Annotated in this window: 12 protein-coding genes and 1 pseudogene; 5 read left to right on the forward strand and 8 right to left on the reverse strand. The window is 48.5% G+C overall.

The genetic code is table 11. The features are described from left to right. Positions 1 to 160 precede the first annotated feature (160 nt). On the forward strand, positions 161 to 1,351 hold the full coding sequence (gene dapE, locus NY07_RS00755) for a succinyl-diaminopimelate desuccinylase (RefSeq protein WP_033537434.1): 1,191 nt from the start codon (positions 161 to 163) through the stop codon (positions 1,349 to 1,351). Positions 1,352 to 1,418: 67 nt separating this feature from the next. On the opposite strand, the gene NY07_RS00760 is transcribed toward dapE, so the two are convergent. The 3 genes from NY07_RS00760 to NY07_RS00770 form a co-directional block, all read right to left on the reverse strand. Beyond that, positions 1,419 to 3,182 carry a GNAT family N-acyltransferase gene (locus NY07_RS00760; RefSeq protein ID WP_140946871.1) on the reverse strand — a complete coding sequence of 588 codons (1,764 nt, stop codon included), beginning with the start codon at positions 3,180 to 3,182 and terminating at the stop codon, positions 1,419 to 1,421. A 114-nt stretch (positions 3,183 to 3,296) separates the two neighbouring features. Beyond that, positions 3,297 to 6,971 (reverse strand): sensor histidine kinase, encoded by a 3,675-nt coding sequence (locus NY07_RS00765; protein ID WP_033537435.1) that lies wholly within the window; start codon positions 6,969 to 6,971, stop codon positions 3,297 to 3,299. Between the two features lie 279 nt (positions 6,972 to 7,250). After that, positions 7,251 to 8,606, reverse strand: a complete 1,356-nt coding sequence (locus tag NY07_RS00770) for a YjiH family protein (RefSeq protein ID WP_033537436.1) — start codon at positions 8,604 to 8,606, stop codon at positions 7,251 to 7,253. 433 nt (positions 8,607 to 9,039) lie between these two features. Between NY07_RS00770 and NY07_RS00775 the strand changes: the two genes are divergently transcribed. Beyond that, positions 9,040 to 9,765, forward strand: coding sequence for a DUF998 domain-containing protein (locus tag NY07_RS00775; protein WP_052125438.1), 726 nt, complete (start codon positions 9,040 to 9,042; stop codon positions 9,763 to 9,765). Positions 9,766 to 9,798: 33 nt separating this feature from the next. Here the strand turns inward: NY07_RS00775 and NY07_RS00780 are convergent, their stop codons facing one another. Continuing rightward, entirely contained in the window at positions 9,799 to 10,647 is an 849-nt protein-coding gene (locus tag NY07_RS00780) for a U32 family peptidase (RefSeq protein WP_033537437.1), read from the reverse strand. 31 nt (positions 10,648 to 10,678) lie between these two features. Beyond that, on the reverse strand, positions 10,679 to 11,680 hold the full coding sequence (gene ubiU, locus NY07_RS00785; RefSeq protein WP_033537438.1) for a ubiquinone anaerobic biosynthesis protein UbiU: 1,002 nt from the start codon (positions 11,678 to 11,680) through the stop codon (positions 10,679 to 10,681). Positions 11,681 to 11,876: 196 nt separating this feature from the next. Between ubiU and ubiT the strand changes: the two genes are divergently transcribed. Further along, entirely contained in the window at positions 11,877 to 12,389 is a 513-nt protein-coding gene (gene ubiT / locus NY07_RS00790; RefSeq protein WP_033537439.1) for a ubiquinone anaerobic biosynthesis accessory factor UbiT, read from the forward strand. A gap of 147 nt (positions 12,390 to 12,536) precedes the next feature. Here the strand turns inward: ubiT and NY07_RS00795 are convergent, their stop codons facing one another. Further along, complete coding sequence (locus NY07_RS00795; RefSeq protein ID WP_033537440.1) at positions 12,537 to 12,794, reverse strand: YfhL family 4Fe-4S dicluster ferredoxin; 258 nt, start codon at positions 12,792 to 12,794, stop codon at positions 12,537 to 12,539. 180 nt (positions 12,795 to 12,974) lie between these two features. Between NY07_RS00795 and NY07_RS00800 the strand changes: the two genes are divergently transcribed. Beyond that, positions 12,975 to 14,609 (forward strand): tyrosine-type recombinase/integrase, encoded by a 1,635-nt coding sequence (locus NY07_RS00800; protein WP_052125439.1) that lies wholly within the window; start codon positions 12,975 to 12,977, stop codon positions 14,607 to 14,609. A 57-nt stretch (positions 14,610 to 14,666) separates the two neighbouring features. Here the strand turns inward: NY07_RS00800 and NY07_RS19870 are convergent, their stop codons facing one another. Next, positions 14,667 to 14,897, reverse strand: a complete 231-nt coding sequence (locus tag NY07_RS19870) for a helix-turn-helix domain-containing protein (RefSeq protein ID WP_081953742.1) — start codon at positions 14,895 to 14,897, stop codon at positions 14,667 to 14,669. Between the two features lie 741 nt (positions 14,898 to 15,638). Here NY07_RS19870 and NY07_RS19690 point away from each other — a divergent pair. Then, positions 15,639 to 15,779, forward strand: a pseudogene (locus tag NY07_RS19690) (aminoglycoside phosphotransferase family protein); the annotation flags it as partial. A gap of 41 nt (positions 15,780 to 15,820) precedes the next feature. On the opposite strand, the gene NY07_RS00805 reads toward NY07_RS19690, so the two are convergent. Continuing rightward, the gene (locus NY07_RS00805; protein ID WP_033537441.1) at positions 15,821 to 16,267 is read right to left on the reverse strand and encodes a hypothetical protein; all 447 of its coding nucleotides are present in this window, start codon (positions 16,265 to 16,267) and stop codon (positions 15,821 to 15,823) included. Positions 16,268 to 16,273 lie beyond the last annotated feature (6 nt).

Below are 16,273 nucleotides of genomic sequence, written 5' to 3' on the forward strand. Positions count from 1 at the left end.
TGTATATATCTCAGAGACTTTGGTGAAATATCATCCTTGTTCAAGTTATAACAGATAAATGAATGTTCAACAAATGACCATCTAAATTTCACATAAATGTCATGGGCTTGCCTTCTAATGGCTGGGACTATCGCTACGCCTGAGGAATAGGATGAATTCTATGTCATTGGCTCCCCAATTAAGCCAGCCGAATTTGAATCAACATAAAGCGGTGCGTTACACCAGCGAACTGATTCGGCGGCGCTCTATCACCCCGGAAGATGCCGGTTGCCAGCAGTGGCTTGGCGCTAAATTGGCGGCACTGGGTTTTAAGGTATCCCATTATCAAGACCAAGGGGTGAGTAATCTGTTGGCCGAACTGGATGAGCGTCCGGCGCTGTTGGCATTGGCAGGTCATACGGATGTGGTGCCGCCTGGAGATCTGAGCCGTTGGCAGAGCCCGCCGTTTGCCGCTACTCTGGCGGGGGATCTGTTAATTGGCCGCGGCGCCGTGGACATGAAATCTGGGCTTGCCGTCATGTTGGCGGCGGTAGAAGATCATATCAATTGTCATGGAATGCCGGGGGCTAATTGGCAGTTTATCGTCACCAGTGACGAAGAGGGGGAGGCCGAGTTTGGTACCCGGGCTTTGGTGGAGCGTCTAGCGGCCCTGGGGCGTTTGCCCAAATACTGTGTGGTCGCTGAGCCCACCGCCGATAAGCGCGCCGGTGATGTGATTAAGATAGGTCGGCGCGGCGCCATCTCTGCACGCCTCAGTCTGAAGGGAAAACAGGGGCATGTGGCCTATCCGAAGAAGGCGGTGAATGCCCTGCATATGGCGGCGCGGGTGATGCAGGCGCTTGAGACCCTCAGTTGGGATGAGGGCAGCGACGATTTTCCCGGCACCAGCCTGCAGGTCACCCATGTGGACTCGGGTGAATTTACCGACAATATCGTCCCTGGAAGCTGCGAGATCTGCTTCAACATCCGCTATAGCTATCGTTACAGTCAAGGGGACATCATTGAGCGCATTCAGCGTTGCCTCGATGATCTGGCGCTGGGTGAGGATGCTATTTGCTTGCAGTGGGAGCGTGGCTGTCAGCCCTATCACACCCAGGAAAATGATGGCCAGAGCCTGATCGCCCAGGTGGAGTCGGCTATCTTTGAGGTGACTGCCAGCTTTCCGCGTCTCTCTACCTCTGGTGGTACCTCGGATGGGCGTTTCTTGTCATCGCCTCAGACCCAGGTGATTGAGCTGGGGCTGCCCAATCACACCATACATCAGGTCAATGAGCGGGTGGAGATTGCTGAAATAGTGCGCCTGTATCAGATCTATCGCGCCTTGTTGAGGCGTTTCGATGATCATGGTTAGTCTCAATATTTAGTTATAAAAAAGACGCCCATGAGGCGTCTTTTTCACTTTCTCTTAGCTAAAAATACTACTTGAGCAGGCTCTCTTCACCGCGAGTATTGAGCTCCGGCAGATGGCAGTCGATGTAGCGGGCACGTTTCTTGGCCTTAAGCTTATGGGTGTCGACCAGCACCAGGCCATCGATACAGTCGCCAAACTCGGGGTCGATACCAAAATCGAGGAAGCTCACACCTAAACCGTCGCACAGCTCGCCATATTGCTTGTACAGGGCTGGGACCGCCGCGCCCATGCTGGCCAGCGCCTGTTTGAGCTGCTTAAATTCCGTCTGATAGTCTTCGCCAGGAAAGAGGGCATCGAGCTGCTCATGCTGCTCTGGGGTAAAGCGGTAACGGCTGTTGGCATGGGCCAGTTCCTGCACCGGGCAAAAATGTGCCTGATAGAAATAGACCAGCATAGCCTTCGCCTGTTCGGGCAGGGCATCACTAATAGAGACAGGGCCAAACAGGTAGCGATAGTCGGGATTTTTGGCGAGGAAGGCGCCTATGCCGAACCAGAGGTAGTCCAGGCTGCGCTTACCCCAGTATTTGGGCTGCACAAAGCTGCGTCCCAGTTCCAAGCCCTGCTCGAAGTAGGGGCCAAACTCGTCCCGATACTGAAACAGGGATTGACTGTAGAGGCCTTGGTTCTCGCTTTGGTAGAGGTTTTTGGCGCTGGCAAAACGATAGGCGCCGACGATCTCCAGCACCTTGCGATCCCAAAGTACCAGGTGCAGGTAGTCGGCGTCATATCTGTCGGTATCTCGCCGCTTGCCGCTGCCTTCCCCCACGGCGCGAAAGGCGATTTCACGCAGCCTGCCTATCTCTCGCATGATGGGATTACTCTGCTTGTGGCGATAGAGATAGATGAGTTTCTCATCGTGGGTCTCGCCCAGTAGTTCACACTGAGACAGAGCTTCAATCAGATCGCTGCGCGACTCGGGATGGGCGATAGCATTCTGTGTCTTAAATAGCGGACTACGGTTCTTGCCGATGCGATAGAGATGGTTCTTGAGCAGCTTTACTTGGGTCTTGAGCGGGAAGTCGCTGCTGGCCACTATCTCCTTAGGGATCAGCTGACCGATACGTAGCGGCATGGTGCGTTTAGCCTGCTTAAACATCTCTTTCACAAGCAAGAGACTGGCCAAGGGCTTGTAGATCATCGAGGCGCCGTAGAAGGTGGCCGAGTTCTTGGCGTCGGCAAACATGGGCAGCAGCGGCGCCTGACAGGCCTTGGCAATCTTTAAAAAGCCGCTGTGCCAGTGCAGATCCCTGACGCCATTGGGGCGCAGACGCGAGACCTCGCCGGAAGGAAAGATAAGCAGGGCGCCTTCGCTCTTGAGATGGTGGTGGATGTTATCCAGATGCTGTTTGGGGGTGCCGCCTGTCATGTTACGCACAGGTAATAGTATGGAATGTAGTGGCTCCAGCGTCATCAACAGCTCGTTGGCCACCACCTTGATATCCGGTCGCACCTTGCTGATCAGTTTGATCATCGCCAGGGCATCGAGCGAGCCAATGGGGTGGTTGGCATAGATCACCACCCGGCCTTCGCTGGGGATATTCTCAACCTCAGTGCTGGGCACACTATAGGTGAAGTTGAAGCTGGCCAGTACCTGCTCGATAAAATCGACTCCCTCGAGATAGGCAAACTCCTGGGTGATGGCATGACACTCCTTTTCCATCAAAAAGTAGCGCAGCAGCGCCTTGGTGGGTGGGGCCAGCCAGGGACTTTGGTTGATCTTAGGCAGGTTATTGGCAACGACATCATCTACGGTAAAAATCATCTTTTGCATGGGATGGCTCACTGTGTTTGGCGCGGAGGCTGTCGAAAAACAGCCTCTCCATAGCAGCAGAGTAAGAGGGGAGTTTGACTAAGGGATGAACAAATTATTGCAGCCTGATGACGGCTAGCGCACGATGAGGCTGTCAGGCAGAGTGATGACAAAGGTACTGCCTTCACCTTGTCGAGAGGTGATGCTTATTTCCCCCTTGAGTACCTGAGTGACTATGTTGGAGACGATATTCATTCCTAAGCCACTGCCGCCTTTACCCCGTTTGGTGGTAAAGAAAGGTTGAAACACCTGGGCCTGGATCTCCTCTGACATGCCGCAGCCATCATCTTGATAGGTGATACGTATCCCATTCTCGCAGCGCTCCACCTCAAGGCTCAGTTGCCCCGCCTTGCCATCTGGATAGGCATGGATCACCGAGTTGTTAAACAGGTTACTGATGATCTGGTAGAAGGCTCCCGGTGTGCTGTTGATGATCAGTTTTTCAGGGCAGTGGTAATGATATTGATGCGGTGTACGCGACAACATAGGGTTGAGGGAGATAAAGATCTCTTCCAGGTAGGCATGCAGGTCAAACTCGCGCACATCTTCATGGGATTGATCCACCGAGACCTGCTTAAAGCTGGCGATAAGTTTTGAGGCGCGCTCTAGGTTAGCCAAGATCAGTTTACAACACTCGGCCACCTCGGTTTGGTATTGCTCGAAGTCTTCTTCGGTGATCTCGCCTTTGCGATAGAGCTGGTCGAAGTGTTTGACGCTCTCCTGCAGGTGGGAGGCGGCGGTGACGCTGATCCCTATGGGAGTGTTGACCTCATGGGTAATACTGGCCACCAAGCCGCCAAGGGCCGCCATTTTCTCCTTGTCCATCAACTCGCCCTGGGTATGCTCCAGCTCATCGAGTGTGTGTTTTAACTCATCGTTACGCATCTGCAGCTCTAGGGTGCGTTCGATGACCCGCTGTTCAAGTTGTTGATTGAGTTCTCGCAGCGCATGTTCCGTCTCTTTCTGCTGTTGGATATTCTTAATGGTACCGGCCACCCTCAGGGGGCGGCCCTGTTCGTCGCGCTCGACTACCTGACCGCGATTGAGTACCCAGAGCCACTTCCCACCTGGTGCCAGACCGCGATAGGTGAGAGAGAACTTATCTATTTGATCGCTCAAGCACTCTTTTACTACTCGTGAAACTTTCCGAATATCATCAGGATGCACGCAGGTGGTGATAGTTGTTTTAAGTTCTCCATCCTGCTCGGGATACTGCAAAAAGGTGTTGGTACGGGTGGCGATCCCCTTGGGTATGTTCCAGTCCCAAAACTCATCACCGCTGCCCCAGAGTGCCAGTTGCAATCGCTGCTCGCTCTGTGCCACCTCTTTTAGTAATAGTGCCTGTTGCTGATATTGAGACCACTTGCGAAAGAAGATGATGCTCACCAACATCAAGGTCAGCATGAAGTAGAAGGTGTAGGCGAAGGGGGATTGCCAGGGCGGCGGATCGAGCATGATCTTTAGCCGCCTGACAGGGCTGTATTGTTGATTGATATCTTTGGCCCGGATCTCGAACAGATAGTGGCCGGGATTGAGGCCGGTAAAGTAGGTGACCTGCTCTGGTGAGCTGGTGATCCAAGTATCATTTAACCCAAGCAGGCGATATTCATAACTGAGCCGGGTGGCGTTGTGTAGATCTGGGCTGTGATAGTGCAAAGAGAAGATATCAGCCGTGTGGGCCAGGGTTAAAGCAGGTGGCAAACGGGGCGTTGAATGCATCATATCCGGCAGTGGGTGAGCCTGGTCCAGCACAAACAGCTCGCTGATCACCGGCATAGTGGGCGGCTGGCGGGGGGGGATCTGCGCCGGATTGAAATGGTTGAAACCATTGACGCCCCCGAGGTAGAGAGTGTTGTTACTGCCCAGCGCCGCGGCGCCAAAGTTAAACTCGTTGTCCTGAATACCATCGATATCTGTGTAGTTGGTGGTCTGCAGCGTGTCGGGGTCGAGCTGGGTTAGCCCTTTGGTGGTGCCGAGCCAAAGGTGACGGCGCTGATCGGCAAACAGCAGATAGATGGTGTTGTCGATCAGGCCATCGGCCGTGGTCAACAGACGGCTACTGAAGTCTTGGGTATTGAAATGTAACAGTCCCTCGTTGCTGGCGATCCACAGAATATGATTGTTATCGGCGACGATGGAGAAGAGATGCTTCTTGGGAATAGTTGGGCTGGTATGCAGGGATAAATGGGTGATTTCACCGTCTGCTGTCAGTCTAATCAGTCCGTCACGTGATGAGGTGAGCCAGTAATTCCCCTCGCTATCTTGCAGCATGTCTGTGATAGTGGTGATAGGCAAAGGAACGGTGACAAACCCCTTTGTTATCCCCTCATATTTGGCGACACCGCCATCGCTGCTGGTGACCCAAGGGGTGCCCTGCTGGTCGAAATAGAGCGCGTACAGCTGATTGTTTGGCAAGCTGTTAGGGCTGTTAGCATCCGCTTGGTAATGTATGTAGCTCTGTTTGTCTGAGGTATAGATAAACAGGCCATCTCCCCGAGTGCCGATCCAGAGTTGGCCGGAGGCATCTTCCTTGATGAAGCTGATAAAACTTCGCCCCAGAATGGGGTTTTGCGGGTGGAAGGGCACAAAGCCGCTGAGTTCTCCTGAGGGATTTTTTTGTCCTTGGTAAACGCCGTTGGCGGTACCGACCCATAGCGTACCTTGTTTATCTTCTAGCAGGCTGCGGATATCCACATTGAGCAGGTTGTTGTCACTGAAGCTAAAACCGTGAATATGGCCGAAATACTGGGCGTCTAAAAAGGTTTTACTCATGCCGCCGCCCTTGCTACCGATCCACAGCTGTTGCTCGTTATCAATCCAGAGCGAGGTGATTACCGGGCTGTTGATACTGTAGCGGTTTTCGGCGGCCGAATTAAGCCTGTGGATCTCATTGCTGCTAGGGTTGTACCTTGCCAACCCTTGGGCGCGAAAGCCTATCCATAGGCTACCAAACTTATCTCGCTTAAGGGCGGCGATGGAAAAGCTGGGGCTAGCAGGTACGGCGCTGATCGCCTTGGTTTGATCATTGGTGATATCGAGTAAAAACAGTCCCCTGGTTTGGGTGCCTACCCAGAGTGTATTGCTCTTGCCCGCCTCGATGGCAGCAACCCCACGCAGCACCTCTTGGCCGTACGGAGTGACTTGCCATGCATTGTCTGTCTGTTTAAGGCTGGCCAGTCCGTTGAGTGTGCCTATCCATAACCGCTCTTGAGGATCGCGATATAAGGTGTTGATGCGTCCACTCGGCAGGCCTGGGGTGTTTGTACTCTCCAGAGTCGCCAGCACTTTGTTGCTGGTCGGTGAAAAGTAAAGCAGGCGATTGTCTGCTGTGGCTATCCACAGATTGCCTTGGGCGTCTTCGTTAAGATCGATAATATCATCGGGCAATGGGCTGTTGTTGCTGTTAAAGAGTTCAAAGGTTCCGCTCTTTTCATGGTATCTATTGATGCCGTCGTTGCGGGTGATCACCCATAGTGTGCTGCGGCTAAAATGTAGCTTTTTAATAAATCTCGCCGAAGGACCGAACTCATCGCCGCGGGTATCGAATATCTTAAAGTGCTTACCATCATAGCGGTTAAGCCCGGCCTGAGTTGCTATCCACAGATGTCCTTCTTTGTCATTGACGATATCTGTGATGGTGTTCATCGACAGCCCCTCTTTGGCGCCGAAAGAGTCAAATTGGGGCTGATAGCTGAAGGCTAGGCAACGGCTGCTGACTAAGCACAACAGGAAGAGAATGATTGCTCTCATTGAAGCGCGCCGAAATAGGTGTTTTTGCAATGCATTACTTGGCCCTTATGGTTAGCCTTTGTGTCCTTTGCTTGATCGCAGGTGTTACTGGTATATCCGCATAGCTTGACAAGATATGTCGCCGAATATCTCCGTCGAGAACATTCGATCAAATAGGCTGCTTATGAGTGTTTAAGTTTAGAAGTGTTTTGCGAAATTGCGAATTGAATGAATAAGATATTGTTGTGTGGCAGGCATAAAAAGGGCAGCTTAAGCTGCCCTTGATGAGATGAAGTCTCTTTAGAAAATGAGGTGTGCGACACCTGCAATCACAGGTAGGGTGACCAAGGTTCTTAGGATAAAAATCACAAACAACTCTGCGATATTCACCGGTATCTTACTGCCAATCAGTAGGGCGCCCACTTCACTCATGTAGATCAACTGGGTGACTGACATGGCAGCGATAATGAAACGTGTCATATCTGACTCGATGGCGCTGGCAAGAATAGAGGGAATAAACATGTCAGCAAAGCCCACCACTATGGTTTTAGAGGCTTCAGTCGCTTCCGGTACCTGTAGTAGTTCGAGTAATGGGATGAAAGGCATGCCCAAGTAGTCGAAGATCGGCGTATATTCGGCGATCATCAAGGCTACTGTGCCTATGGCCATGACCACAGGGATCACACCAAAAATCATGTCGATGACATTTTTCAGGCCATCTTTAAAGGTATGTCCTATACCATTGGCCTTGGCTGCCTTAGCCAGTGCCTGCTCCAAGCCCCAGGCGAATACGCCTTTGCCCTGTGGGATCACTTCATCATCAGGATGGCGTGGTGTCTCGTCTATGTAGTGATCTTTTTTCCACGACAGTGGCGGTAGTTTAGGCACAATAATCGCGGCAACAATACCAGCTAGACACACAGTTAGGTAGAAGGGAACAAACAGGTGTTCCAGTTTAACTTGAGAGATCACCACCAGAGAGAAGGTAATAGAGACCGCCGAGAAGGTGGTACCTATGACAGCCGCTTCTCTTTGAGTATAGAAGCGTGACTCATATTGTTTGCTGGTCATTAGAATACCGACACTGCCATCACCCAACCAAGAAGCCATACAATCGATGGCGCTACGACCCGGGAGGTTAAACACGGGGCGCATGATTTTGGTGAGTAGGGTACCGAAGAGCTCAAGCAAGCCGAAGTTGAGCAGCAGCGGCAACAGCATACCGGCAAAGATAAAGACGCAGAATAGGACGGGTAACAGGTCATTGAGCACCAAGGCCCCAGTATTACCTGAGTGAATCGCCTCCGGGCCAGTGCCGGTAAAAGTCAGTACGATAAAGATGGCACCTAATAGGCGAACTAATGTCCACATGGGGCTGACATTAAGCAGTGCCTTAAAAAAGGGGTAACGTGTCAGTATCTTGGGATTAAAGAGTTTGCAGGCCAAAGTGGCAAGAGCCGTTACTACAACTATGATGGTGACGATCGCGGTTATGCTGTCGCCTAATAGGTTTTGTAGCCCTTTAGATACGATGGCGATGGGAATCGTAATGGCATCTTGGTAGCTAATGGGAGTCATGAACAGTAACAGTCCGATAATAGATGGGACTAGAAACGTCAGCAGTGTTTTTATGTTATGGGTTTGTTTTTCAGCCACTTTATTTAGCCTATATTTTTGCTTCCCAACTTCGGGTAGCCATCTAATCTAATATCCGTTAATCAATACACTTTGAATATCCATTCAAGCGTAAGCGGGGAAGGTTACCCCCTAAGTCCAGTGATGTAAAACGATTATAATGCTTGGTAAGCCGTTTCACCTTTGCAGCATAGTTATTAGCACTTTATGACTATTTATATTGTACCTAAAAATACGTCGGGTGCGCTAGGTGAAAAATAGTTAAATTCTTTTAAAAACAAAGTTATGTGGCTGTGCTTTGCGTGTTAACGTGGAGCTAGGTGGTTGGTGACGATTTTTGAACCAGAACCTCTAGTATTAGTATGAGTGAATGTTGTTTGGATTTTATCCAGTGAGTGTTAGAAATATGCGCTAGACCTCGGCATAAATTTCTGATTCCATATATGGTTATGCAATGATGAATACAAAATATAAGGACCCTATGACTTCAAAAGAGCAGAAACTGTCTAAATTAGCATTTAGGTTTGGCTTGCTTGGACTCGTAGGACATCTCATTGGCTTGGTCGTCGCTGTGTTAGGCTTTAGCGACTATAGTGGCCAGGGGTTTAGTTTCTATAATTTTTCCTTGAGTGAGCTTGGCCAGTATGGTCATTCAGAGTTGGCCGTGGTGTTTAATGGTGGTCTGTTTTTCGGTAGTTTGAGTTTGACGCTCTTTGCCCTGTTTGCGCTGCAAAATAGTGATGGCCCCTGGGTACTAACCAGTTTCTTGCTTTTGGTTTTGTCACTGTTTGCGCTGACCTGCGTCGGTTTGTTTCCCATCAATGTCTACCATTTACACATACTGGGTATTGAGTACTTCTTCTATTTTTCTACCCTGTGTGTTGTTTTATATCTGGTTTATTTGCTACGTCATTGGCGCCGCCCAAAGCGCTTTGCCCTGCGTGGTAGCCTGGTGCTGAGCCTTTTGACTTTAGGGTTCTTGTCGAGTTTTATCTTGATGGCGCATAGCGATCAAGGTGTGGTTGCCAGCGGCATTTGGTTTTATCAAGATATGGTGATGGTAGAGCCCAGACCCGATATGCGCTGGCCTGTGATGGTGGAGTGGGGGGCGTTGCTCAGCTATATGCTGTGGTTGTTTTCTTTGGTGTGGACTCAGAGAGAAGCACGCCGAATCGCCTAAGTTTTCCCCGGCGCTTCGGCGTCTTGTTGTGAGTTACTCGCTCAGTGCCAGACCCGGTAGCTGATGCCAGTAGCCATTGCACTGCATATCCTGCTTGTCCGATTTTGTGGGTAAGGTTTCTGCCAAGGCGATGGATGCCATGGAAGAGGGCGAGATTCGGAAATAATCGACTCCCATCGCTTGCATCTGGGATTGCTGGCCGCAGAGATCCATATAATTTGCCGATTGTGTCTGAATACCGTTCAATCGCAGCAGTGGCTGATCTTCCTGAGTTTGCACCAGTAGGCCTTCCGGGTTTTCGATACAGATGGTTTGGCACTTGTCTTTAGTCAGCCCTTTGTGGCGAGCGGTAAAGCAGCGTGCCGAGTGAGCCAGCGGCATGAAACCATGACCAAAGACTTCCACTTCAACGTTTCGCGGTGCGAGATCGTCAAGCACCTGAGTGAGCCATGCCTTTGATAACTCCAACGGCATGACGAATCGCTGCATGCCCCAACTGGCAAATTTCTTCAGTGTCGCGGCGTTATAGCTGTTGATGCTGGGACCGCAAACGAAGGGCAATCCCTGCTCTTTGGCAAGATAGATGGCACCGATATCGTTGGCCTCTATGATAAATTCACCATTTTCTACCTGCTTCTTGAGTTCAGTAAATTCAGATTGAGCTTCAATCAGCGTCAAGGTGGAGAGCACCACCTCCTTACCTGAGTCCTTTAGCATCTTCGCCAAGGCCAGATAATCGCCGAACTTTAGCTCGCGGCGACGACTACAGACAGTCTCGCCCAAGTAGACGAGTGGGACATTGCTTTGCGCCACGGCTTGATAAAATTCGACCACCTTGTCTTTGGGCCAGCAATATTGAATCGGTCCTAATGAGGTTTTCATCTTGTTATCCTTTTATCTTTATTGCTCGATGTTATTGCCAGGTACGTTCGTAAGCGCCGAGCGTAGTGACCTGCCCTTCGGAGACTTTTGCTAAGGCGTTATCCCATTGGGCCTGTGTGGTATAGGCCTGCGGGTCATTTAAGTAGGTATCGATTGCTTGACGCCACACGCGGGTGACCTGCTCGACATAGGCTGGGCTACGTTGACGCCCTTCAATCTTGAGCGAGACCACCCGCGCCTTGGCTAGCTCAGGGATTAGGCTGAGGGTGTTGAGACTGGTGGGTGATTCCAGCAGATGGCTCGCCTCTTTACTGTCGCTGGTGGTGTATCGCCCCTTGCAAACCACGGGGTAACCCATCTGTTCATCTTTACTCGATTGATCGATTAACACATGGTTGAGCCGCGTCTGCTGGTTGTTACCCACCTCCTGCCAGCGCACATGCTTAGCCGGTGAGCAGGAGCCACCCGTGTTAGGGGATTGTCCCGTTACATAGGAGGAGAGATGACAGCGTCCTTCTGCCATGATGCACAGGCTGCCAAAGGCGAAAACCTCCAGATCCACTGGGGTTACCTTGGCGAGATCTCTTACCTGCTTCATCGACAACACACGGGGGAGCACCACACGTTCGATATTGAACTCTTTTTTATAGAGACTTAGGGCGCCTAAATTGGTGGCACTGGCCTGCACCGATAAGTGCAAAGGCAGATGGGGATAGCGGCTATGGGCATAATCAAGCAGGGAGAGATCAGCCATGATCAGCGCATCCACACCTGTGTTGGCTGCCAGGTCAATCGCCTGATACCAGCGCTGTTCTTCGCCAGGCTTGGGGAAGGTGTTGATGGTCAGAAAGATCTTCTTGCCCGCCTGTTGGGTGAGTTTAGCCGCTTGTGCTAATTTCTCTGGTGTAAAGTTAAGCCCAGCGAAGGAGCGGGCGTTAGTGTCATTCTTTAGCCCAAGATAGACGGCATCTGCACCGGCGTTTAAGGCGACTTTTAGTGAGGCAAGGTTACCCGCCGGACAAAGAAGTTCCATATGCTGTTCTCTCTTAAAAAGTGTGAAGTGTAAAAGGGAATGGCTGAACAATTCTTGATGTAAAACAGGTTTGTGATCATAAAATCTGGTTAAAATTGATTTCCGTATCACTTCCGATAGTTATTGTCGGGAATCGAGCAAAATATAGATCGAACTCATTATATCGGTCTTCAAATCGAGTAGGAGAACCTCAGTCATGCAGCGAAGTGTGTTGGCAAATATGGCCAAACATCTATTGCAATATGGGCCAAAAGTTATAGCCAAGCCTTTAAATTTAGTTCCATTTTCGATCAAGTCGCAGTTGTTGGAGCGGATATTGAATCTGCTGATGTCAGCCCAGATTAAAGATGGCGAACTGGATTTTTTGCATGATCGCTGGGTGAAGATCTCGGTAACCGATCTGGAGCTGAGCTTCGAGGTGAGCTTCGATGAGCGACTGATCGTCAGAGAGCGTGGTGAAGCCGAAGTGAGTTTCAGTGGTTGCAGTCAGGAGTTGCTGCTGATAGCTGCTGGTAAGGAAGATCCCGACACCCTGTTTTTCCAGCGCCGTCTGGCGATTGAGGGGGATACCGAGCTGGGGCTTGAGGTGAAAAACCTGTTGCTGAGCATAGAGTTCGATACCATGCCAGTGTTTATGCGCCAAAGCATCACTCAGGCGGCGAGCATGCTGACTCAGTTACAGCGTCAGGCCAATATGCCTTGGGCCTAAATGAACTCTTAAGCTAACGACTGATGAGTCATTAAAAAGCGAAGCTAATGCTTCGCTTTTTTGTCTCTATTTTTTATCTTTATTTTTGTTGCTCTAGAGGTGAGTGATTTATCACTCGAAGGGTTGGCGCCGCTTCGTCTTCGCGCGTTAATCGATGGGCTTGCCAGTGATCAGGTGATATTTGACCAGGAGTTCATCCTCAGATTCCACATGGGCCGGATCGGGATCGATACAGTCTATCGGGCAAACAGAGACACAGGTCGGCTTGTCATAATGACCGATACACTCGGTGCACAGGTTGGGATCTATCTCATAGATCTCTTCACCCATGGTGATCGCCTGGTTAGGACACTCAGGTTCACACATGTCACAGTTGATACAGCTGTCGTCGATCAGTAATGCCATTTTGTTTGTAACACCTTGTTTCTATCTTTAATAACAATCGCTTACATATAGTTCGGATTGTTGTCGATACTTTACGTTAGGCCGTATAAGGGCCCTTGCTTCACTTTGATTTTCCATTTTCAGTAACACAAAATAGCAACACAAACTTGGCCGAGTTTAATGTGATTCTTCTAAATCCAAATGAAGAATATTGCTATCTTATTTAGTGGGGAAAATGGCTTGAAACCTATTGTATCACAGCGTTCAGATAGACCTAGCTTATCAGATTATAAATTAGCATTGGCCAAGTGGGAGTCACTTACACCACCTTACTCGGCTACACACATACAATCTTGTGTTACGGCGGCGAAAAAGATTCTGGCTTATGATGGAAAGCATAGACGCTCAAAGTATGAGAAACAGAGCTTTTTGCGCATTGACTTTAATAAGACTGGGAAGGTTACCTACTATACAAGCTATCCACCAGAACTCGGTGTCAGGAACAGAAAGCTGGGTTGTTTTCCTCAATTGCAACCTCAGGTGGCGAGAATCAAGGCTGTCGAGATTGCAAATGGAGCGCGAACAGATGATACAGTTCATAGTGCGTTTGCCGTTTATTATGAAGACTTGAAGCGAAAGTGTGCCTCAGGAGTGTTAACAGAACGTTCCGTCGAAACATATGATTGTAGATTGAAAAAGTTAAAACTTTATTTTTCGTCAAAGACGATTTTCTCTGAAATCACGATAAGTGATTTCGAATCTGTTCTTCAGGAGATCATTGCTAACGAGTCTGCTAATTACGCGAATGAACTCTACGCCGAGCTTAGGAGAGTTTGGCGGTTTTGTGCCGGTAGATTTGCCGATGGTAATGATGTTGCCAAGCTTTGTGCGGACGATTATGTATCCTCTCGAGTAAAAAGACCCGGGCCATGTCGTTTATATACTGACTTGGATAGTATGAGCATTCTTTGGAATAAATTAGCCTTAACTTCGAGTCCGCATCAACGAAATGCAGTTAGATATATGATTATTACAGGCCTGAGACCTGTTAATGTGGCTTCGTTGAAGTGGGAGTGGATTAATGATGAATCTAATCCAACAAAAATATCTTATCCTGCAGGCGTTATGAAAAATAGTAAGCCTTTTACGCTTCCTGTAACACGCCAGATTAGGCAAATTCTGAAGGAACAAAAAAGCTGGAGAGATAGCGTAGCCCCCAGCTGCAATCTTGAGTATGTTTTCCTTAAACCTAGTGAGCCTATGGATGGTTTTTCACAGCGTTCCCTAGATGCGCTAGTTAAAGATTACTTCCCCGTCGATGGGGTTTTGGGAAAACGGACTGAACATACAGTGAAAGGTCGTGACGGCGCATTTAATACGCTGTGTCGAAAGTTTGTTCGAAGTCACGTTAAGGCGATATTTAGGCAGCAGGGAGAGACTTTGCAGGAGGCGACAAATGTCGCGAAACTTTGTTTACATCACTCTGGACATGTTGATGATAATCTACAGGAGTCATATGATTTTTCTGAAGAGTTATACGCTCTAGAGTTTCAGCTTATCAATAAAGCTCTTCAAATACATGAAGATAGAATTATTGAGAATGCTGATAAATTAGTCGATACTACAAGGCTAATAGGACTCGAAGTTCGTAAAAAAGCGGCTGAAAGGGAAAATAGTGAACGCCAGGAAGTGAGAAAGTTAATTGTCGACAGAGTTGGTCGAAATCGCTACCGAGCTTTTGTTGAGTCTTTTATCTGTAATTATTCATTAAAAATAAGTGACTTAGTTAAAACGCCTGATGGGCGAAAGCAAGTCATTAATTTCCTTTCCAAATAATACAAAGGGTTCTCTCTGCGATCCCTGTAGAGAGAACTTCTAGTTGCTTAATGAGCGCTAGTGGCTTTTACATCTTTCGATGAACTCATAAACTGATTTTTTACAGTAACGTACATTTTTGTGTGATAAGCGATAAACCGTCAAATATCTACGTAATTGGTGTTTATTGCAGTATTCACAAAGTGTTTTTCTACTAATATCTAAAATTTTGCAGACTTCGTCAGGCGTCAGAAACTCAGGCCAATCTTTAGAGCTGTTATCTGAATCTCTACTTGAACTATTATGCATTCATATTCCTTTTTTAAATAAGAAAAACATTCTCTCAACGAGCGGTTTTCGATGTAACCCGTTGATATGATGAAATGCTAAAGAGTATTTTTAAGACTGTAAACTGAGTAGATGTACCATTTTTTTAATCCTTAATGATTTTTTATGCGAAATTAATGGTTTTTTAACGACAGCTGTTTCTGATTGTTGTTTGAACAATCTTTGGTGGAGGAGTCGATTTTCAGTTTTTCGTGTATTAGGATTCTCTAATTGGTGTTGATGTCATTAGAAAAAAGCTGCTAAGAATCAGTTAGATCTTGCTAAGAATCAGTTACATAAAGTTGGTCAGAAAATAGAAATGTAGTTTTTGTGATAAAAACTACATATTGTTTTTATGCGGACAAGCTGTTTTTTTCTACAAGTGTAAATTTATGTAAAGACATTAGGGTTGTTGCAACTGAATTTTGCGTCTTTAAGTTAAAACTAGCTATTTCAATGGTTTATACTTGGCTGTCTATGGCCATTAACTTTTGACTGCTGACTTCCATTTTTCTCTCGTTAGAGGGTCATTACTATCTGAAATTGAGAGCAATGTGGTTTTCTTGCGATCTAAAATAGTTTACGGTGGCTAGTAAGTACTATCTGACAACTCACAGCTGAAGTGAAAATGGATGTTTACTGCTGGAACGAGCCGGGCGCTTACATCGACATCATCGCCTTGCCAATGGTGATCCCATCACAGATTTCTCTGCCGATTGGGGGCGTCTTTTAACGGATCACTTCAATGACGATCTCCACTACCATATCCATCATGAGAATCATAATCTCGAGCGAGCGGCTAACCAATTCTCCTTGTATCAGAGTCTGCTGGCACAGCAAGCAAAGTTGTGGACTTATCTATAATGAATCGGGTCAACTCGCCGTCCATGTTCCTTAAGATTGCTTCACATGTTTCTTCTACGTTGCTTTCGCTGTGCGTGGACGGTATCTAAATGAGCTGCGAGTCTGAGCAAACCTTGTTGAAGTGTTTGATAGTGTAGGGTTTCGTCAGCAGCTGTTGATGCTGAGAGGGGTTTGTTCGCCCAGATCTTGGTTATCTGCATGATCAAGGCCTCAGCCTGATTCAGTTCATCGTGGGCTAATTGCTTTGCCACCAGAAGCCGAAAGCAGTCAGACAAGAGGGTTAGCAGCAAGGTATCGGGTATTTCCGTCTCGTGGCGAAGGTAGACTTCTTTGTATCCTAGGGCTGTGATGAGGTTGGCAACAGTCGTTATGCTTGTGGCTCCGACAAACAGTGCCAGCACTTCGGGATCGTCCATGAGTTGTTGCTCGATTTTTTCGGCAAGCTTACCTTGCTGCCATTGCCTGCCTATAGCCTTGAGTAACGCCATTACAAT

It is taken from the genome of Shewanella sp. ECSMB14101 (assembly GCF_000773485.1).
Lineage (GTDB): Bacteria > Pseudomonadota > Gammaproteobacteria > Enterobacterales > Shewanellaceae > Shewanella > Shewanella marisflavi.

Excerpts from the sequence above, each read along its gene's own strand:
- NY07_RS00800 (WP_052125439.1), top strand. The coding sequence starts at position 12,975 with ATGAAGAATATTGCTATCTTATTTAGTGGGGAAAATGGCTTGAAACCT.
- dapE (WP_033537434.1), top strand. The coding sequence starts at position 161 with ATGTCATTGGCTCCCCAATTAAGCCAGCCGAATTTGAATCAACATAAA.
- ubiU (WP_033537438.1), bottom strand. The coding sequence starts at position 11,680 with ATGGAACTTCTTTGTCCGGCGGGTAACCTTGCCTCACTAAAAGTCGCC.
- NY07_RS00780 (WP_033537437.1), bottom strand. The coding sequence starts at position 10,647 with ATGAAAACCTCATTAGGACCGATTCAATATTGCTGGCCCAAAGACAAG.
- NY07_RS19870 (WP_081953742.1), bottom strand. The coding sequence starts at position 14,897 with ATGCATAATAGTTCAAGTAGAGATTCAGATAACAGCTCTAAAGATTGG.
- NY07_RS00795 (WP_033537440.1), bottom strand. The coding sequence starts at position 12,794 with ATGGCATTACTGATCGACGACAGCTGTATCAACTGTGACATGTGTGAA.
- NY07_RS00760 (WP_140946871.1), bottom strand. The coding sequence starts at position 3,182 with ATGCAAAAGATGATTTTTACCGTAGATGATGTCGTTGCCAATAACCTG.
- NY07_RS00805 (WP_033537441.1), bottom strand. The coding sequence starts at position 16,267 with ATGGCGTTACTCAAGGCTATAGGCAGGCAATGGCAGCAAGGTAAGCTT.
- NY07_RS00765 (WP_033537435.1), bottom strand. The coding sequence starts at position 6,971 with ATGAGAGCAATCATTCTCTTCCTGTTGTGCTTAGTCAGCAGCCGTTGC.
- NY07_RS00775 (WP_052125438.1), top strand. The coding sequence starts at position 9,040 with ATGATGAATACAAAATATAAGGACCCTATGACTTCAAAAGAGCAGAAA.
- ubiT (WP_033537439.1), top strand. The coding sequence starts at position 11,877 with ATGCAGCGAAGTGTGTTGGCAAATATGGCCAAACATCTATTGCAATAT.